Below are 18,045 nucleotides of genomic sequence, written 5' to 3'. Positions count from 1 at the left end.
ACTAAGATTTTCTAATTTTCTACCAAAGTCACAAAAATAATCCCGGCTTTGTGCAAGTTGCCAGCCGTTACGTTGTGAATACACTATTTAATCCCAACATCATTATATTCTAAACGGTATTATAACACACCCGTCCCTAAAACAAAATGACAACTTTGAACAGGTCCCCGTCGACCTCGACGTGGAATTCGCCGCCCTGGGCTTCGGTAAAACTTTTTGCGATCGCAAGACCAAGTCCGGAACCTTCTGTGTTTCTTGAACTGTCGCCGCGCACAAATCGTTCCGTGATCTCATCACCGCTGATATGTATTTCATCGGCGGACATATTTTTTAAGATTATTTCCACAAGGGATGCTTTCTTTCGCACCTCCAGATAAACCCTGCTGCCCTGCATTGCATATTTGACCACATTGACAAACAGATTCTCAAAAATACGATAAGTCTTTTGATTGTCCAGCATCAGCAGTACCTTTTCTTCCGGCACATTCCACTTAAGTTCGAGTCCCCGCTCTTTCATCTTATCCACATGTTCAATGCTGACCTGTTTGATCAGGTTTACAACGTCAAGTTCCATCTTATTAAGTACGATATTATTGCTGTTTGCCTTGCTGACTTCAAAAAGATCTTCGATCAGCACCTTAAGGCGCAGTGATTTACGCTCTAAAGTATCAATGTAAGAACGCCTTTCTTCCTCCGTGATGTCTTCTTTTTTCAGCAGTTCAATGTATGTCGTGATGGCAGTGAGCGGTGTTTTTAAGTCATGTGAAACATTTGTGATCAGTTCTGTTTTCATACGCTGGCTCTTTACCTCTTCCTCCACTGCTTTTTTCATACCGGTCTGGATCTGCGCAAGTTCGTCCCGGAACGGATTAAATATGCCAAAATCCCCCTGAATCTCCTGATCAAGATTACCTTCTGCGATCGTCTGCATGGCATCTAACATCGCATGATAATCTTTATTGATCTGCTCATAATGTTTCTTTATAATAAAAAACAGGACGATCGAATAGACAACTAATGCACCGATCCCAAAGAACCAGAACAAGGAACAGGCTGCAAGCACTGCAAAGTTTATAACGACAACTTTTAAGATCAGTTTTGTCGTTTCCTCACTGAAATCAATGTGTGTGATCTCCCCGGAGAGTGTGTTCCACCACTGTCTGATCCGGTTGCCTGTCTTTTTAAACTGTTTTTTTATCCATGGGAAGATCTGATAGACCAGACTGTATCTTTTAACATATTCCCATAGTCCGACTGAAAATACCGGTCTCAGCAGATATGCGGCTGCAAACCACATTGCATAGATCAGCCACAAAGTTCCAACTGCAGTAAGTACGCTGATCACAACATCATAAACCTGTCCACCCATCAGTTCATCTGCCGCATCCGAAAATGAATCAAATCCATATGACCAGATAAGTTCCATAAAGTAATTCTGCAGACACAGTCCGCAGATCACACCTGTGACTCCAAGTTCTGCCGCGTAAGCATGTACCTTTCCATCATTTAAGATATTGCCTCCGGCTTTTTTCCCTGTCATAAAAAACATAAATGCGATCACCGCTACAACAGATGCGCCATACAATGGAAGTGCCCCATTAATTTTATAGGCGGACAGCTTTTCAAAATAATCTTCTTCCTCATCACTGCCAGAATCATAAAGAATATTTTCAGATGCTTTCTCTTTGGAAATACCGATCACAAACTCTATATTTTCCGGTCCTTTGAGCACGGGCATGTCTGTTGGATTAAAATACTCTTCCAGATTAGTTTTTAACAGTTCACTGCGTTCCTGTGCCCCTAAGGATTTTACTAAAAGATCGCCGCTATTTTCCCTGTCTGACAGCAGAGGAATTACTTCCATCGCCCCGACTTCATTAAATTTTACCGCAAACAATTCGCTGTAATATTGTGCCAGTTGTTCACTGACATCCTTTTCCTCTCCACCGAGTACGCTCTCTAAATTCTGCGTTGTATTTTTCAGTTTACTTCCATCTTCGGATTCCATGACGCAATAATCAATCTGGGAACGGATTTTTTCAAACTGACTGCTCCATTCATCCATCACCGACAATACTTCATCATTGGTTACCTGCTCTAATTGTTCCTGTGACTCCCACCTGTCGGTTTCATCCGCTTTTGCATAAGATGCGATATAAAGATCTGTTGCTGACATCTCCGTCTCACTCTTCTGATTCTGATATTCCAGATCGAGCAGATAAAATCCCTCATACAGATTTTTCAGAAACTGTGTCCGAATCTGCGTATCACTGTCTGCACCTGTTTTTGCTGCTTCTGTCTTTTGCATCCAGTCTTTGCTTCTGCGATTGATTCCCGGATAGCATAAAAAATTGATAACTGCTAAAACAAGAAGAAACCCTGCTGTTATCACAATCCCCGCCTTACGGCTGTTTTTCCATTTTATATCCAACGCCCCACACCACCTTTAAATATTTTGGTTCTCTCGGATTGATCTCGATCTTATCCCTGATATTTCTCACATGCACCATGATCGTATCTGTATTGATTGCTTTTTCATTCCAGACACGTTCGTAAATCTCGTCTGCCGAATAAACTCTTCCCGGATTTTTCATCAGAAGTGCTAAAATCTTAAACTCGATCGGTGTCATTTTCACAGGTTTACCATCCACAAATACTTCAACCGTATCCTCGTTCAGTTCGATTCCGCCGATGACATGCACCCTGTCGTTTTCTTTTTTGTTCTGCCCTCTGTTATTGAATTTTGTGTAACGTCTGAGCTGGGAATTGACACGCGCCATCAGCTCTAACGGTGTAAACGGTTTGGTCACATAATCATCCGCACCGATATTAAGCCCAATGACCTTGTCCGTCTCCTCCGACTTTGCAGAAAGCATAATGACTGGAAAATCATGATGTTCCCTGAGTTTTAATGTCATTGTGACACCATCCATCCGCGGCATCATGATATCCACGATCGCAAGATGTATCTCTTTGCTCTCAATAATCTCTAATCCTTCCACACCGTCTGCCGCTTTATAAACATTGTAATTCTGACTCTTTAAAAATATCTCGATTCCATCACGGATCTCTTTGTCATCTTCTACGATTAAAATATTGTACTGTTCCATTATTTTTGTCTGTGTGAAAGATTTTCACACTTCTCCCCTTTTCTTTCTGTGCCGCAGATATTCCTTTTTGCCACACTTCCTATCAGTATATCATTTACCTTATCAAAATGAAACAAATCTTATGTTATTTCCGGCACACCTGAATTATTTCTGCTCTTATCCTCCTTTGTGTATTATCTTACCTTCCGAATGCAAAGAACGCCCGCAGAAAAAGATAAAGATTTTCAAAAGATTTACTTTACATTTTCCTTAATTTCTGCAAAATTTTCTTTTTTTCTCTATATTTTTTGCATTTTGCTGATAGGAGTGTTAGAATACAAATGTTATTAAATTTTCGAGGAGGTTTACTTATGGACAAGAAAACAACAGGAATCGTTTCCTACATCACGCTTATCGGCTGGCTGATTGCATTCTGCGCCGGTGACAAAGAGGGTGCAAAATTTCATTTAAACCAGTCACTGGTGTTATACCTTGCATCACTGATCAACAGCATTATTATTTCGCGCATTCCGATCTGTGGATGGGCTGTCAGCGGCATTCTCTCCATTGTATTCTTTATTTTCTGGATCATGGGATTAGTATATGCCTGCAAAGATGAAGAAAAAGAGCTTCCACTTTTAGGAAGTATTAAGATTTTAAACTAAGATATTAAAAAAACATTATTATGTAAAAACCCGGCTTTAAGGTTCATGACCCCAAAGCCGGGTTTCTTTTTTTGTGCACAGACCTGCCTGCTAAAACAGGCAGTCTGCTATCTTATACGATTTTCTTATACCTCTACGGTAATTTTGTCTAAGTGCCAGATATCATCCACATACTCCTGGATCGTACGGTCAGAGGAGAATTTACCGGCATGTGCGATATTTAAGATTGCACTCTTTGCCCAACCTTCTTCATCTTTGTATGCTTCCATGACGCGTTTCTGTGCTTCTGCATAAGAACGGAAATCTTTTAAGATGAAATAGGTATCTGCAAACTGTGTACACTGTGTATTGAGCAGTGAATTGTACAGGTCACGGAATAACTCAGGATCATTCGGTGAATAAAATCCATTGATGAGCTGCATCAGTACCTTGCGGATATCCTGATCACTGTTGAAGATCTGCATTGGATCATAGTCACGGTTTCTCTCATGTGCAATGACTTCATCGGAACTCATACCGAAAATAAATGCATTTTCTTTACCGACTTCCTCGACGATCTCAACATTGGCACCATCCATCGTTCCGAGTGTCAGTGCACCGTTTAACATGAATTTCATGTTACCGGTTCCGGATGCCTCTTTACTAGCTGTGGAGATCTGCTCGCTGACATCTGCTGCCGCAAAGATCCACTCTGCGATCGATACGCGGTAATCTTCAATAAATACGACTTTGATCTTGCCGTTAATGCTTCTGTCATTGTTGATAACGTCCGCCACATTGTTGATCAGTTTGATCGTAAGTTTTGCGTTCTTGTAGCCTGCTGCTGCCTTTGCACCAAAAATAAAGGTTCTCGGATAGAAATCCATATCCGGGTGCTCTTTTAATTCATTATACAGATACATGACATGTAAAATATTCAGCAACTGACGTTTGTATTCATGCAGACGTTTTACCTGCACATCAAAGATGGAACGCGGATCTACTTCGATGCCGTTGTGCTCTTTGATGTATTTTGCAAGACGCAGTTTGTTCTGATATTTGATATTCATGAACTCCTGCTGTGCTTTCTTATCAGTTGCATAAATCGCCAGCTTTTCAATATGGGCAAGATTTGTGATCCAGTCATTTCCGATATGCTCACTTACCCAGTCTGCAAGCAATGGATCACCATGCATTAAGAATCTACGCTGCGTGATTCCGTTCGTCTTGTTGTTGAACTTCTGCGGGAATAACTCATAAAAATCATGAAGCTGCTCATTCTTTAAAATCTCTGTGTGGAGTTTTGCCACACCGTTTACAGAATATCCTGCTGCGATCGCAAGATGTGCCATCTTTACCTGACCATCATAAACGATTGCCATACGGGCAACCTTGCCATTATCTCCAGGGAACTCTGCCTGGATCTGTAAAATAAATCTGCGGTTGATCTCCTCAACAATCTGATAGATACGCGGAAGCAGCCTTGAGAATATCTCGATCGGCCATTTTTCAAGTGCCTCAGCCATGATCGTGTGGTTGGTGTATGCACAGGTCTTTGTTGTGATCTCCCATGCCTCATCCCAGCTTAATCCTTCTTCGTCAAGTAAAATACGCATAAGTTCTGCCACTGCAACAGTCGGATGTGTATCATTTAACTGGAATGTCACTTTCTCCGGCAGCTTGTGGATATCATCATGATGTTTTTTGTAACGTGCTAATGCACGCTGTACACTTGCAGATACAAAGAAATACTGCTGTTTTAAACGAAGCTCTTTTCCTGCGATATGATTATCATTCGGATAAAGTACTTCCACTAAGTTGCGGGCAAGATTTTCCTGCTCTACTGCCTTGTGGTAATCTCCCTTGTCAAAGGAATCTAACTCAAAGCACTCCATCGGCTCTGCATCCCAGATCATTAAGGTATCTACCACATGATTGCCATAACCTACGATCGGCATATCATACGGTACCGCTAAAACAGACTGGTAATTTTCCTGTATAAAACGTGTTTTTCCCTCTTCTGTCACTTCTGCACGGACATAACCGCCGAATTTAACTTCATAGGAATACTCCGGACGGCGAAGTTCAAACGGATATCCATTCTTTAACCAGTTATCCGGCACTTCCACCTGAAAACCGTCTTTGATCTTCTGTTTGAACATTCCGTAACGGTAACGGATACCGCAGCCGTAAGCTGCGTATCCAAGTGTTGCCAGTGACTCCATAAAGCAGGCTGCAAGACGTCCGAGTCCGCCATTTCCAAGTGCCGGATCCGGCTCCTGATCCTCGATCTCATCTAAGTTCAGACCGATCTCCTCGAGTGCCTCTTTGACCTCTTTGTACATTTTTAAATTGATCATGTTGTTGCCAAGCGCACGACCCATTAAAAACTCCATGGACATGTAGTAAACCATCTTGGGATCCTGTTTGTCAAACGCTTTCTGTGTGGCAAGCCAGTCATCAATAATGACATCTTTTACCGTGTAGGAAACTGCCTGAAAAATCTCCTGCTGTGACGCCTCATCTAACGTTTTGCGGTAAAGATTCTTTACATTTTCTTTTACATCCTCAATAAACGCTTCTTTGTTGAAAACATTTTCCTTCATCTAGTTTTCTCCTTTTTTGACTCCGAGCAATACTTTTTCCCCATTGATGTTCCATTCTTTGCAGTAGATTCCGTTTTCTCCGGAGTCAAAAGAATCAGCTTCTGCTACAACCTCAGTACCTAAAACATCACCCATGATGTCATTTTCGTACTTATTAAAGATGTCGGCTACTTTTTCATCTGCATGATAGTAAATGGAGATTTTATCCATAACCTCAAATCCTGCTTCCTTACGCATGGTCTGAATCTTACTGATGATCTCGCGGACAAATCCTTCCTCTACCAGTTCCGGCGTCAGGTTTGTATCAAGTACGACAGTCACAGTATTATCGCCCTCTGTCACATAACCTTCCATCTGTGTCATGGTGATTAAAAGATCTTCCTCAGATAATTTTACATCATCACTAACTGACGGAAGTGTAAGTACACCGTCTGCCTTTAATTCAGCCATTGCCTTGTTTCCGTCTAACTCTGCAAGTGCTTTCTGGATCTGTCCTAAGAACTTGCCATATTTCGGTCCGACAGTACGAAGCTGTGGTTTGAACGTATAACTTGTATATGCACTGACATCCTCTGTGAAGTTTACTTTCTTCACATTTAACTCATCCTCGATGATCTCCACAAAATATTCTGGCAGTACATTCGGTGCTTTGACATACATATTTCCGATTGGCTGACGATTCTTGATATTTGCAGAGTTACGGCACGCACGACCCATAACAACGATCTTTAAGACCTCATCCATATTTTTCTCTAAATCTTTGTCGATCCATGCATCATTGACAGCCGGGAAGTCGCACAGATGGATGCTCTCCGGTGCCTCTGTATTGATGGAACGTACCAGGTTCTGATAGATCTCCTCTGTCATGAACGGGATCATCGGTGCAGCAGCCTTGCAGATCTCAACTAATGCAGTATAAAGTGTCATATATGCGTTGATCTTATCCTGCTCCATGCCTTTTGCCCAGAAACGGTCACGGCTTCTTCTGACATACCAGTTACTCATGTCATCCACGAACTCATCAAGTACCTTTGCAGCTTCCGGAATGCGGTAATTTGCAAGGTTCTCATCCGTTCCCTTGATTGCGGAATTCAATTTTGACAGCAGCCACTTATCCATAACGGATAATTTTTCATAATCTAAGGTATATTTTGTTGCATCAAACTGGTCGATGTTTGCATACAGCACGAAGAATGCATAAGTATTCCACAGGGTACCCATGAATTTACGCTGTCCTTCCTGTACCAGCTTGCCACTGAAACGCTTCGGGATCCATGGTGCACTGCTTGTATAGAAATACCAGCGGATCGCATCTGCGCCGTAAGTCTCTAATGCATCAAACGGATCAACTGCATTTCCTTTAGACTTACTCATCTTCTGTCCGTTCTCATCCTGTACATGTCCAAGAACGATGACGTTCTCATACGGAGCTTTGTTAAATAACAGGGTGGACTCTGCCATCAGAGAGTAGAACCATCCTCTTGTCTGGTCAACTGCCTCGGAGATAAATTTCGCCGGGAACTGTTTCTCAAAGACGTCTTTATTCTCAAACGGATAATGGTGCTGTGCGAATGGCATTGCTCCGGAATCGAACCAGCAGTCGATAACCTCCGGTACACGGTGCATTTCTTTGCCACAGTCCGGGCATTTGAAGGTAACTGCATCAATATACGGACGATGAAGTTCTACCTTTGCATCCTCCGGATTTCCGCTTCTCTCTGCAAGTTCTGCACGGCTTCCGATGCACTCCTGATGTCCACATTCACACTCCCATACCGGAAGTGGTGTTCCCCAGTAACGGTTACGGGAGATACCCCAGTCCTGGATATTCTCAAGCCAGTCACCGAAACGTCCTTTTCCGATAGAATCCGGGATCCAGTTTACAGTATTGTTGTTGCGGATCAGGTCATCTTTGACTGCAGTCATTTTGATAAACCAGGATTCTCTTGCGTAGTAGATGAGCGGTGTGTCACATCTCCAGCAGTGCGGATATTCATGCTCGAACTTCGGAGCATCGAATAACAGTCCCTTTTCATCGAGATCTTTTAATACCATAGGATCTGCTTTCTTTACAAAAACACCGGCATATGGTGTCTCTTTGGTCAGCTCACCTTTTCCGTCTACAAGCTGTACGAATGGAAGGTCATATTTTCTTCCGACAGCGGCATCATCTTCACCGAATGCAGGTGCGATATGAACGATACCGGTACCGTCTGTCATGGTTACATAGGTGTCACATACAATGTAATGCGCTTTTTTGTGCTGTTTTTCAATGATCTCTTTTGCACAGTCAAATAACGGCTCATACTCTTTGTACTCTAAATCGCTTCCTTTATAAGTCTCTAATACTTCGTATGCCTTTGTTCCCTCTGGCGCATCCTTGTCAAGCAGTTTGCCAAGTACCGTGTCAAGCAGTGCCTCTGCCATATAATAGGTATATCCGTCAACCGCTTTTACTTTGCAGTAAGTCTCTTCCGGGTTCACACAGAGTGCGACGTTAGACGGCAGTGTCCAAGGAGTTGTAGTCCATGCAAGGAAATATGCATCCTCTCCGATTACTTTAAAACGTGCAACTGCAGAGCGCTCTTTGACCGTCTTATAACCCTGTGCAACCTCCTGGGAAGATAACGGGGTACCGCAGCGCGGACAGTAAGGAACGATTTTAAATCCTTTGTATAAAAGGTTTTTGTTCCAGATTTCTTTTAATGCCCACCATTCGGACTCAATAAAATTGTCATCGTAAGTAACATATGGATTGTCCATATCAGCCCAGAAACCAACGGTCTTTGAGAAATCTTCCCACATTCCTTTGTATTTCCATACGGATTCCTTACATTTTTTGATGAAAGGCTCCATACCGTATTCTTCGATCTGCTCTTTTCCGTTTAAGCCAAGAAGTTTCTCAACCTCAAGTTCTACCGGGAGTCCATGTGTATCCCAGCCGGCTTTACGCGGAACGAATTTTCCTTTCATGGTCTGGTATCTCGGAATCATATCTTTGATCGTACGGGTCTCCACATGTCCGATGTGCGGCTTGCCGTTTGCAGTTGGCGGGCCGTCATAAAAGGTGTAGGTCTCTCCTTCCTTGCGGTGTTCCATGCTCTTCTTAAAGATGTCATTGTCATTCCAGAACTTCTCGATCTGTTTTTCTCTGTCTACGAAATTCAGATTCGCATCAACTTTCTTATACATTGTTAACCTCCATTGATTTAATAAAGAGTCGCTTGCGACTCTTTCGCGCCCGAGCGGTGCTGTTTACAGCAAACTTCTTCTCCGCGAAGTGCGCATCCCGCCCGGAGGGCTTTTTAATTCATAGGACGTAATTTCCTATGAATTAAAAAAGCCCTCGTCCTGTATATAGGACGAGGGCTTAAATACTTCGTGATACCACCTGATATACAAATGTACACGGAACTAATAAACTCCGGATACACGTTCCCTGTAACGCAGGAAATGCGTCAGCGCTTACTCTGTCACGGAAAATCCCAGTCGTGATCTGCCTTGACCATTTCAGACTGCGGCTTGGAAGTGATTTTCATTCAGCAGATACTCGCACCGGTTTCCACCTGCTCCGGCTCTCTGTTGCTTTTCCTGATGAACTACTGTCTTCGTCATTGCCTTTTGCCAAAAATCTAGTCTTTAGTATAGACTCGGAAAGTGAGAATGTCAAGAGGGCTTCATGCTTTTCACAGAGCACGTTTTTTCACATCTGCGATCACGTTTAAAAACCGCTCCTTCATCTGTGCCTCTAACAGTTTTACATCCATGTCGCTGCCCGTACACGGCACAAATCCTCCAGCCATCGATGCGTGGCCGCCGCCATTGCCAATTCCTTTCAGTGCCTCCGCCACAATCTTTCCTGCATCGAGCATACTCTTTTCACTGCGCACGGAAAGTTTGATTCCGTCTGACTTTCTCGAATACACGACGGAAAATGACACTTCTTTTAAAGCAAGCATGAAATCGGATATATTTGCAATGACCGGACAATCCTTACCAGTATTGCAGAAACTGATGTCATCATATACTTCAATACTTGAAATCGCACTCGAATATGCCATCAGATCATCAAAACACAGATTACTGTTTTCTAACATATGGATGACCTCATAATCACATTCATCAAACATCCGGTAGAGCATCTCAATATCGAGTTTTGACACTCCACGGCTCAGATTATTGGTATCGATCCGTACACCGTATGTCAGAGTCGTGGCGATTCTTCTATCCATCGGGATATTATTTTCAAAGAAATACTGTGCAACGATCGTCGCACATGCTCCCACTTTCGGCCGGATGTCTTTAAACCGGTATGGAAACTTTTCATTTTCCGGATGATGATCGATGCAGATGATCTCGTCCCCCGTAATGTCAACGATGTTTGAATTACCCTTTTGTGCATCCACAAGGATCACTTCATCCTCATCTGTCAAAATGGTACTAAGATCCTCCACATTCAAAAGTTCGATCTCCATCAGTTCACGCAGCTTGTCGGTACTGTAACGGTCTATTTTTCCTTTATAACAGATCGTGGAAGAAATTCCATTGTGCTTTAACAGCTCCTGGATCCCAAGCGCACTCGCAATGGCATCCGGGTCAGGGAAATTATGCGTCTGGATATACACATGCTTCCGGTTGATCTGTTTTAGTAGTTCTTGTAATTTTGTCATATTAATCCTCTAAAATATGTTTCTGCCACCCGTTTTGTCACAAGTTCTGAAAATGCCTGTATCTTATACTGTGCTTCCTGTACGATTCCAAAACCGTATGCAGCATGGATAAATCCAACGCCCGCTTTTCTGCTGGCATCATAATCTCCCTGGATATCGCCCACATAGACTGCTTCCTCTAAATGGTTCCGGTCTGCAAGCAGTCTGATATTGTCCCCTTTCTGTAAAAGATTATTTCCGTAACATTCGATATCGGAAAAATAATCCCAGAAATGATAATGATCCAAAAATGCCTCAATGTAACCTTTCTGGCAGTTGCTTACAATGTAAAGTTCATATGTCTTTTTTAATTCTTTGAATGTATCCTCAAGATCCGGATAAAGCACTCCGCCATGTTCTCTTAAATAATCGTTCTCGATCCTGCAGCACTCCGCTAAAAGTGTCTCCTGCTCTTTCTCAGAAATTTCCGGGAATAACAGTTTTGCGATCACATCCATGGTCTTTCCCATAACACCCTTGATATCGGCTTCTGTGAGTGCCTTATTTAACCTTCCATCCTGACGGATCGCTTCATTCCAGGATTCTGCCACATTGGCGGCTGAATCCCAAAGTGTGCCATCCATATCAAAAATAATTCCCTGTTTTTTCATATAAGTCCCCCTTCCTGCGTGTAAAAATTCTCATTTTTCACACGATTCTGCTTCATTTATTTTAAATCGTAAACGCTGGCATATTTTTTTTCAAAATAACGCACCAATGGCTCTGCTGATACTTCTTTTCCACACACATTTGCAATCACTTCTTTTGGTGTGCGTGTGCTGCCATACCAGTGGATCTTTTCATTCAGCCATTTTGTGATTTCTTTGATTCTGCCCTCTTTTAAGATCTCATCTACCGGCCCTAACTCTTTTTCAAGCTCCTCTAAGTACATGCCGTCATAGATGCTTCCTAACAGATAGCTTGGAAAATAGCCGAAGGAACCATCTGACCAGTGCATATCCTGTAAGATTCCCTCCGCATCATTTGCCGGAGTGATATCTAAATATTCCTTCATTTTCTGATTCCAAAGTTCCGGAAGCTTCTCAACCGGAACATTGTCACGAAAGATTGCCTTCTCCATTTCATAACGCAATATAATATGGAAGCAATAGGTCACCTCATCTGCCTCGGTACGGATCAGGCTGTTTCTGACATGATTGATCTCACGGTAAAACTCATCCAGTGAAATGTCCTTCATCTGCGGCATCAGTTCCTGCACTTTCTCATAGACAGGAATCCAGAAATTCTTATTGCGCCCTAAAATATTCTCATAAAAACGGGATTGGCTCTCATGCACGCCCATATAACGGCAGCTTCCTGCAGCCGTGTTGTCATATTCCGGATTGACATTCTGTTCAAAAATCGCATGACCACCCTCATGGATAGCCGAAAACATGGCAGAAATCGGATCATGTTCATAATAATGATTTGTCACCCGGACATCCTTGGAAGAAAAATTCAGTGTAAAAGGATGCTCTGTCTCTCCTACTGCACCGGCATCTTTGGAAAATCCGATGTAGGAAAGCAAAAGATCCTGCACTTTTCTCTGATCATCCGGATCAAAATAAGCATGGAATTTTGTATCATCCGGCTGTTTTGCGGCAAGTATTTTTTTCACAAGCGGAATCAGCGCTTCCTTTAGTTCACCAAACAGACGGTCAATCGTTGCAGAATCCATTCCCTCTTCATATTTATCTAACAATACATCATAAACTTCTTTGCCCGGATCTGTGTAACCTGCCATTTCTTTGGTAAGTGCAATCATTTTCTCCAGATGCGGTGCAAAAATGGAAAAGTCAGATGCATTTTTTGCATCTTCCCATGCATTTCCGGATTCTGCCTGCTCACGGACCATCACTTTATAACGGTCTTTTGGAATCCGTCTGTCTTTTTCCATATCGCGCTGCATGCGTGTCACGATAAATTTCATGGTATCTGACAGCTGTGCAAATTCTTCCGGTGTCTTTAAGGTCTCTAACATGCCGTAAAGTTCATCCGAAGTCGACATCGCAAAGCTCTCGGTTGAAAAATAAGTCAGTGCATCGATATGTCCTGCCTGCCCCAGTTTTGGTGCACAGGTTCTCATGTCCCAGTAAAGAAGCGTATTGATATGTTCATATTTTTTCATTTTATCGAGATACTGCTCGAATTGTTCTAATGTTTTACTCATAGTCGTCCTCCATTTTCAGAACGACGCCGGTCTGGCGTGTTACATTCCGTTCTTTCTGTTCCATATTAACACAGGACACCTGACCTGTCACTTATTTTTAGTATAACCAAAAACACCACGAACATGCGATTTTGCATGTCCATGGTGTTTTTCATAACAATCAGTCTGCCCGTAGTGCGTGCAATCTGTTTTTTCATCGGAAACCCTGACGCAACTACTTATTTTACCTCTACTGTCCAGCCATATTTATCCGGCAGTTTGCCCCACTGGATTCCGGTTAAGGTATCATATAATTTCTGTGTCAGCTCACCGATCTTGAAATCGTTGATCGTTACAACATCATCTTTGTAGCGGAGTTCTCCGACAGGGGAGATGACTGCTGCAGTACCTGTTCCGAATACTTCCTCAAGTGTGCCATCATGTCCGGCTTTCATCAGATCGTCTACGGAAAGTCTGGTCTCATTTACTTTATAACCCCAGTCTCTTAACAGATGGATCATGGAATCTCTTGTGACACCCGGAAGAACAGTTCCCTCGATCGGTGCTGTGTAGATCTCGCCTGCGATCTTGAACATGATGTTCATGGTTCCAACTTCCTCTACATATTTCCGATGTTCACCATCTAACCAGAGTACCTGGGAATATCCCATCTTCTCTGCTTTAACCTGTCCTAAAATAGAACCTGCGTAGTTACCACCGCATTTTGTAAATCCGGTACCACCTTTTACGGCACGAACCAGTTCATCCTCAACTAAGATCTTAACCGGGTTGATTCCCTCTGCATAATAAGCGCCAACCGGGCAGCAGATAATCATAAACTTATAAGCAGATGCCATATGTACGCCGAGTGCAGCTTCTGTTGCAAACATAAACGGACGGATGTAAAGAGATGTCTCCGGCTCTGATGGAACCCAGTCCTCTTCTACCTTTACCAGTGCTTTTACCGCCTCAACAAACATATCAACCGGGAACTCCGGCATGCAGAGTCTTGCGTTAGAGTTGATCATTCTCTTTGCGTTCATCTCCGGACGGAATAACTGGATCTTACCCTCTGCAGTACGGTATGCTTTCATACCCTCGAATGTTTCCTGTGCATAATGTAACGTTACACATGCCGGATCCATGGTGATTGGTCCTTCCGGAACGATTCTTGCATCTTTCCAGCCCTCTTCCTTTGTCCAATCCATAACAAACATATAGTCTGTCATATATTTTCCAAATCCAAGATGTTTCTGATCTGGTTTTTCCTTTAAATGTTCTCTTTTTTCAAATCTGATATCCATAACATATGCCTCCGACTCTCTATCGTTTTTTTTCTGACCACCATTATGATACTTTCTTTTTTGAGTGTCAAGATTATTCCAAAGGCTTATATTCGTCATTACTCAAATTCATATTAACGTTTATTTTTTATAATCATGCGTTATGATATGATTTTAAAATGTTTTGGAATTTTTGCCCTGAAAGTTTTTTAGTTCTGCTCTGCAATTACCTTTTTTAAAGGAATCCAGATAATAAATGCCAGCACACTTCCGATTACTGCTGTGATAAGCTGTGTCACGGAAAATGTTGTCTGGAACACTGCCATCTTTGGAACCATTGCCTCCGGAAGCAGGGACGGAATCAGAACCAGTGCAATCACGACTCCCATAAATAATGCCTTTACAATGCTGCCGGCTGCCATACCTGCGATCAGACCTGCATTGCCTTTGATTTTCTTTGCAATCAGACTAACTGCAACTACAAGAATGATATTTCCGATCATAACGCATGGGATGATTGCCGGGATCGCTGACATGATCGGGCTTCCTGTAATCAGGAATGATGTGACCGGTGTGATCACAGATAAAATAATTCCGCATGCCATTCCTGCACCCAGTGCCGCAATGATCAGACATGCATTGATGATCGGTCCTGTGATGTACACACTTGTGTTTTTAAAGAACTGGCTCACGATACAGATTGCCAGTAACACTGCTGTTGTTGTGATTTGTTTCGTTGTGATTTTCATAAATCCTCCTTGTTTTGCGGAGCAAAATGCGACTGCCTTTGCAGGAGCAGAGGATTTTCCTCCTTTGTTTTGCGGAGCAAAATGCCTGCTATGCCGCCTTTGCATAGCATGTGCCCTTGCAGGAGCAATGCCCAACACATTGGGCAGGATTTTCCTCCTTTGTTTTGTACAATTTTCGCAACCATCATAGTACAACACTTATGAAAAGTCAATTTTCCGTACACGGCTCACTCTGCCCCCGCAAACAACCGCAATTTTCTCTTGTCATTTAAACCAGGGAATTTTATAATAAAACCAACATATAAATATTTCGTATAAATATAAGGAGATTACGTTATGCATACATTTCAACCTATGACAGCAGATATGATGGAATTTGATCCATTTACAAAGATTGGAAAAGAATGGGCGCTGCTCACCGCAGGTTCCAAAGACAAAGCAAACACCATGACCATAAGCTGGGGCGGTGTCGGCATCTTATGGGGCAAAAACGTTGCCTTTGTATTTGTCCGTGACTCAAGATACACCAAAGAACTGATCGACAAAAATGAATTCTTTTCTCTCAGCTTTTTATCTGAAAAATACCGTGATGCATTAAATTACTGTGGAAGTCACTCCGGCCGCGACGAAAACGATAAGATCTCAGCCGCCGGTTTAACCCTTACCTCCCGCCACAGCATTCCGTTCATCGATGAGGGAAATATGATCCTGCTGTGTGAGAAAATGTCCGCAACGCGACTGACTGAGGATTCCTTCCTGATGCCAGAGATTGCGCAAAAATGGTATGCAGATCATGATATGCACACGATGTATATTGCGGAGATCATTGATATTCTGGCAAGATAAGAAAAACAGGCAGGTGGGAGTTCATATACGAAAACTCCTGCCTGCCCGTTTTATGTTTTTCAGATATATAATCTCTTAATCATTTTTTGTTCCATACATTCTAAAATACTCATCCGCCTGCTGCATAGATATGTTTAATTTATCCTGCAATCTTTTTATAATACCCTTTTTCGGTATGTTCATTTCGAGACACATTTCTATCATTCCCTCTGCTTTGCCACGAACTTCTCCACGCGCTTCGCTCTCCGCAATTAATTCTTCAATCGCCTGACACATCTCTATCCCCTCCTTTTCCTCTGATATCTTAATTGGTGTCTTCGTGATGGTTTTTATAACTCTGGCTGCATTCATTTCTATACTTTTATGGGTATCTGTCCTCAAAAAATCCAGCAGTTTTTCTTTATTATTAGAGTACTTGATATATCCCATAACCTCTCTCATACTTGTTGAAAATTTGTTCAGTTCTTCTTCCGTAAGTTTTGCCGGATCGATCAGGTGTATCCTGTAGTTCTCCACATAACTTAAAATTTCCATATCCCTTATCGGCATCATTTCATGTAAAGATAACGGTCCGTCCCATTCCTCTGCCCCAAAATGAATCACAAGTGTGATAACTGGTTTAATGTGATCTTCCTTTAAAAATCCCGATAAATATTCTCCACCGGTTTTTCCTGAATAATCTTTTTGGCTCCGTCGGTGCCCTGCCGCTATATCTGACACTTGTTTTCCATATTGTAAGGCATCATAGATAGCGTTTCTGACCGGCATTGCATAATGGACATCTGTCTGATTCTCAACCCCTAATAAAACATACGACATCTTTTCATCCTGTTTGATGACTGCTGCTTTTAAAACATCACGGTATTTTTGCAGTGCATCTTTTTTACCCACTGCCGATGTAGCAGTGTCAATCTCTGTAAGTCCTGCCGGATCGATCACCTTTTTTCCACCATAGATAAGATAATTAAACGCATCTGCAAATATAGCATTCTCCCGCATATACTCTTTTGTTACAATATCAACCGTCCCCATTCATTTCTCCTCCTTTGTTTAATCCGGGAGCAATTCGTGGTTTTCAAGAATTCTCCCTGCTTATATGTGTGAATGATAAAAGCATTGGAAATTCTTAAGTTGAATGTATAACTTTTTATACATTTTTCACTATGATAAAAGAATGGTCTATAACCATGTAGATGATTTCAGAATATCATGCTTTGTCTGGATTTTAGCATACTGTTCTTATAATGTCATTAAAAAGCCGATATTCCAATGATATTTGTAAGTTTTGCACAAAAAATCCAGTGTATAAAAACAGATATAACATACACACACCTTGCTTTTTCCAAAAATCAATGCTACAATATTTTTTGAGTTTTGTTCTAAAAAGTAAATATATGGAGGATTATTTATGAGCCCAGTTACTATCGTATTACTGGTTATCTTAGCCGTCTTAATCATCGGACTTGTTGTCCTTTATTTTCTCGGGAAGAAAGCACAGAAAAAGAAAGCCGAACAGGATGAACAGCTTGCCGCTGCCGCACAGACCGTATCCATGCTGATCATAGATAAGAAGCGAATGCGCATTACCGAATCCGGTCTTCCGCAGGTTGTGATCGACCAGACACCGAAGATGATGCGCCGTACCAAACTTCCAATCGTAAAAGCAAAGGTTGGACCAAAAGTAATGTCTTTGATCGCCGATGAATCTGTATTTGATTACATACCGGTCAAAAAAGAAGTGAAAGCTACCGTGAGTGGTATCTATATCACAAAAGTTACCGGTGTACGCGGACCTCTTGAAAAACCGGAAGGTAAAAAGAGCTGGAGGACCAAATTAAAAGAAAAAGCAAATCGCGCAAATAAAGAACTCGAAAAAGAAAAAGCTGAACTTGAAAAAGAGAAAAGTAAGAAAAAGAAAAAATAAGTGATGAAACCTGAAAATACCGCAAATGTGAAAATCGCATTTGCGG

At 42.1% G+C, this 18,045-nt stretch carries 14 protein-coding genes; 3 read left to right on the top strand and 11 right to left on the bottom strand.

Annotated features, from left to right (window positions below):
* Positions 1–136: 136 nt before the first annotated feature.
* Both RIL182_RS04535 and RIL182_RS04530 read right to left on the bottom strand, forming a co-directional pair.
* On the bottom strand, positions 137–2,431 hold the full coding sequence (locus tag RIL182_RS04535) for a sensor histidine kinase (RefSeq protein WP_006856499.1): 2,295 nt from the start codon (positions 2,429–2,431) through the stop codon (positions 137–139).
* A complete protein-coding gene (locus RIL182_RS04530; RefSeq protein ID WP_006856500.1) occupies positions 2,403–3,110 on the bottom strand; it encodes a response regulator transcription factor in 708 nt (235 codons plus the stop codon). The genes RIL182_RS04535 and RIL182_RS04530 overlap by 29 nt, the downstream gene beginning before the upstream one ends.
* Before the next feature lie 350 nt (positions 3,111–3,460).
* On the opposite strand from RIL182_RS04530, the gene RIL182_RS04525 reads away from it, so the two are divergent.
* The gene (locus tag RIL182_RS04525) at positions 3,461–3,754 is read left to right on the top strand and encodes a DUF4870 domain-containing protein (protein WP_015559342.1); all 294 of its coding nucleotides are present in this window, start codon (positions 3,461–3,463) and stop codon (positions 3,752–3,754) included.
* 125 nt (positions 3,755–3,879) lie between these two features.
* Here RIL182_RS04525 and RIL182_RS04520 read toward each other — a convergent pair whose 3' ends face one another.
* The 8 genes from RIL182_RS04520 to RIL182_RS21145 form a co-directional block, all read right to left on the bottom strand.
* Positions 3,880–6,339 carry a glycogen/starch/alpha-glucan phosphorylase gene (locus RIL182_RS04520; RefSeq protein WP_006856503.1) on the bottom strand — a complete coding sequence of 820 codons (2,460 nt, stop codon included), beginning with the start codon at positions 6,337–6,339 and terminating at the stop codon, positions 3,880–3,882.
* Positions 6,340–9,531: an isoleucine--tRNA ligase gene (ileS, locus tag RIL182_RS04515; RefSeq protein ID WP_134523062.1), complete on the bottom strand. Its 3,192-nt coding sequence runs from the start codon at positions 9,529–9,531 to the stop codon at positions 6,340–6,342. It abuts the gene before it with no gap.
* Between the two features lie 494 nt (positions 9,532–10,025).
* Complete coding sequence (locus RIL182_RS04510; protein ID WP_006856506.1) at positions 10,026–11,009, bottom strand: DHH family phosphoesterase; 984 nt, start codon at positions 11,007–11,009, stop codon at positions 10,026–10,028.
* Positions 11,006–11,659, bottom strand: a complete 654-nt coding sequence (locus tag RIL182_RS04505; protein ID WP_006856507.1) for an HAD family hydrolase — start codon at positions 11,657–11,659, stop codon at positions 11,006–11,008. The genes RIL182_RS04510 and RIL182_RS04505 overlap by 4 nt, the downstream gene beginning before the upstream one ends.
* Positions 11,660–11,715: 56 nt before the next feature.
* A complete protein-coding gene (locus RIL182_RS04500) occupies positions 11,716–13,218 on the bottom strand; it encodes a carboxypeptidase M32 (RefSeq protein ID WP_006856508.1) in 1,503 nt (500 codons plus the stop codon).
* Between the two features lie 218 nt (positions 13,219–13,436).
* The gene (locus RIL182_RS04495; protein WP_044999375.1) at positions 13,437–14,501 is read right to left on the bottom strand and encodes a branched-chain amino acid aminotransferase; all 1,065 of its coding nucleotides are present in this window, start codon (positions 14,499–14,501) and stop codon (positions 13,437–13,439) included.
* A 188-nt stretch (positions 14,502–14,689) separates the two neighbouring features.
* Positions 14,690–15,229 (bottom strand): ECF transporter S component, encoded by a 540-nt coding sequence (locus tag RIL182_RS04490; RefSeq protein WP_015559335.1) that lies wholly within the window; start codon positions 15,227–15,229, stop codon positions 14,690–14,692.
* Positions 15,226–15,417 (bottom strand): hypothetical protein, encoded by a 192-nt coding sequence (locus RIL182_RS21145; protein WP_172606697.1) that lies wholly within the window; start codon positions 15,415–15,417, stop codon positions 15,226–15,228. Before RIL182_RS21145 ends, RIL182_RS04490 begins: the two co-directional genes overlap by 4 nt.
* Before the next feature lie 148 nt (positions 15,418–15,565).
* Between RIL182_RS21145 and RIL182_RS04485 the strand changes: the two genes are divergently transcribed.
* Positions 15,566–16,075 carry a flavin reductase family protein gene (locus RIL182_RS04485; RefSeq protein WP_006858173.1) on the top strand — a complete coding sequence of 170 codons (510 nt, stop codon included), beginning with the start codon at positions 15,566–15,568 and terminating at the stop codon, positions 16,073–16,075.
* A 75-nt stretch (positions 16,076–16,150) separates the two neighbouring features.
* Here RIL182_RS04485 and RIL182_RS04480 read toward each other — a convergent pair whose 3' ends face one another.
* Positions 16,151–17,107 (bottom strand): Rpn family recombination-promoting nuclease/putative transposase, encoded by a 957-nt coding sequence (locus RIL182_RS04480; RefSeq protein WP_006858174.1) that lies wholly within the window; start codon positions 17,105–17,107, stop codon positions 16,151–16,153.
* 376 nt (positions 17,108–17,483) lie between these two features.
* Between RIL182_RS04480 and RIL182_RS04475 the strand changes: the two genes are divergently transcribed.
* Positions 17,484–17,999, top strand: a complete 516-nt coding sequence (locus RIL182_RS04475; RefSeq protein ID WP_006858175.1) for a hypothetical protein — start codon at positions 17,484–17,486, stop codon at positions 17,997–17,999.
* Positions 18,000–18,045: the final 46 nt, after the last annotated feature.

Origin of the sequence: Roseburia intestinalis L1-82 (assembly GCF_900537995.1) — a bacterium.
GTDB classification, from domain to species: Bacteria; Bacillota; Clostridia; order Lachnospirales; family Lachnospiraceae; genus Roseburia; species Roseburia intestinalis.
This window is presented reverse-complemented; position numbering and strand designations above follow the sequence as displayed.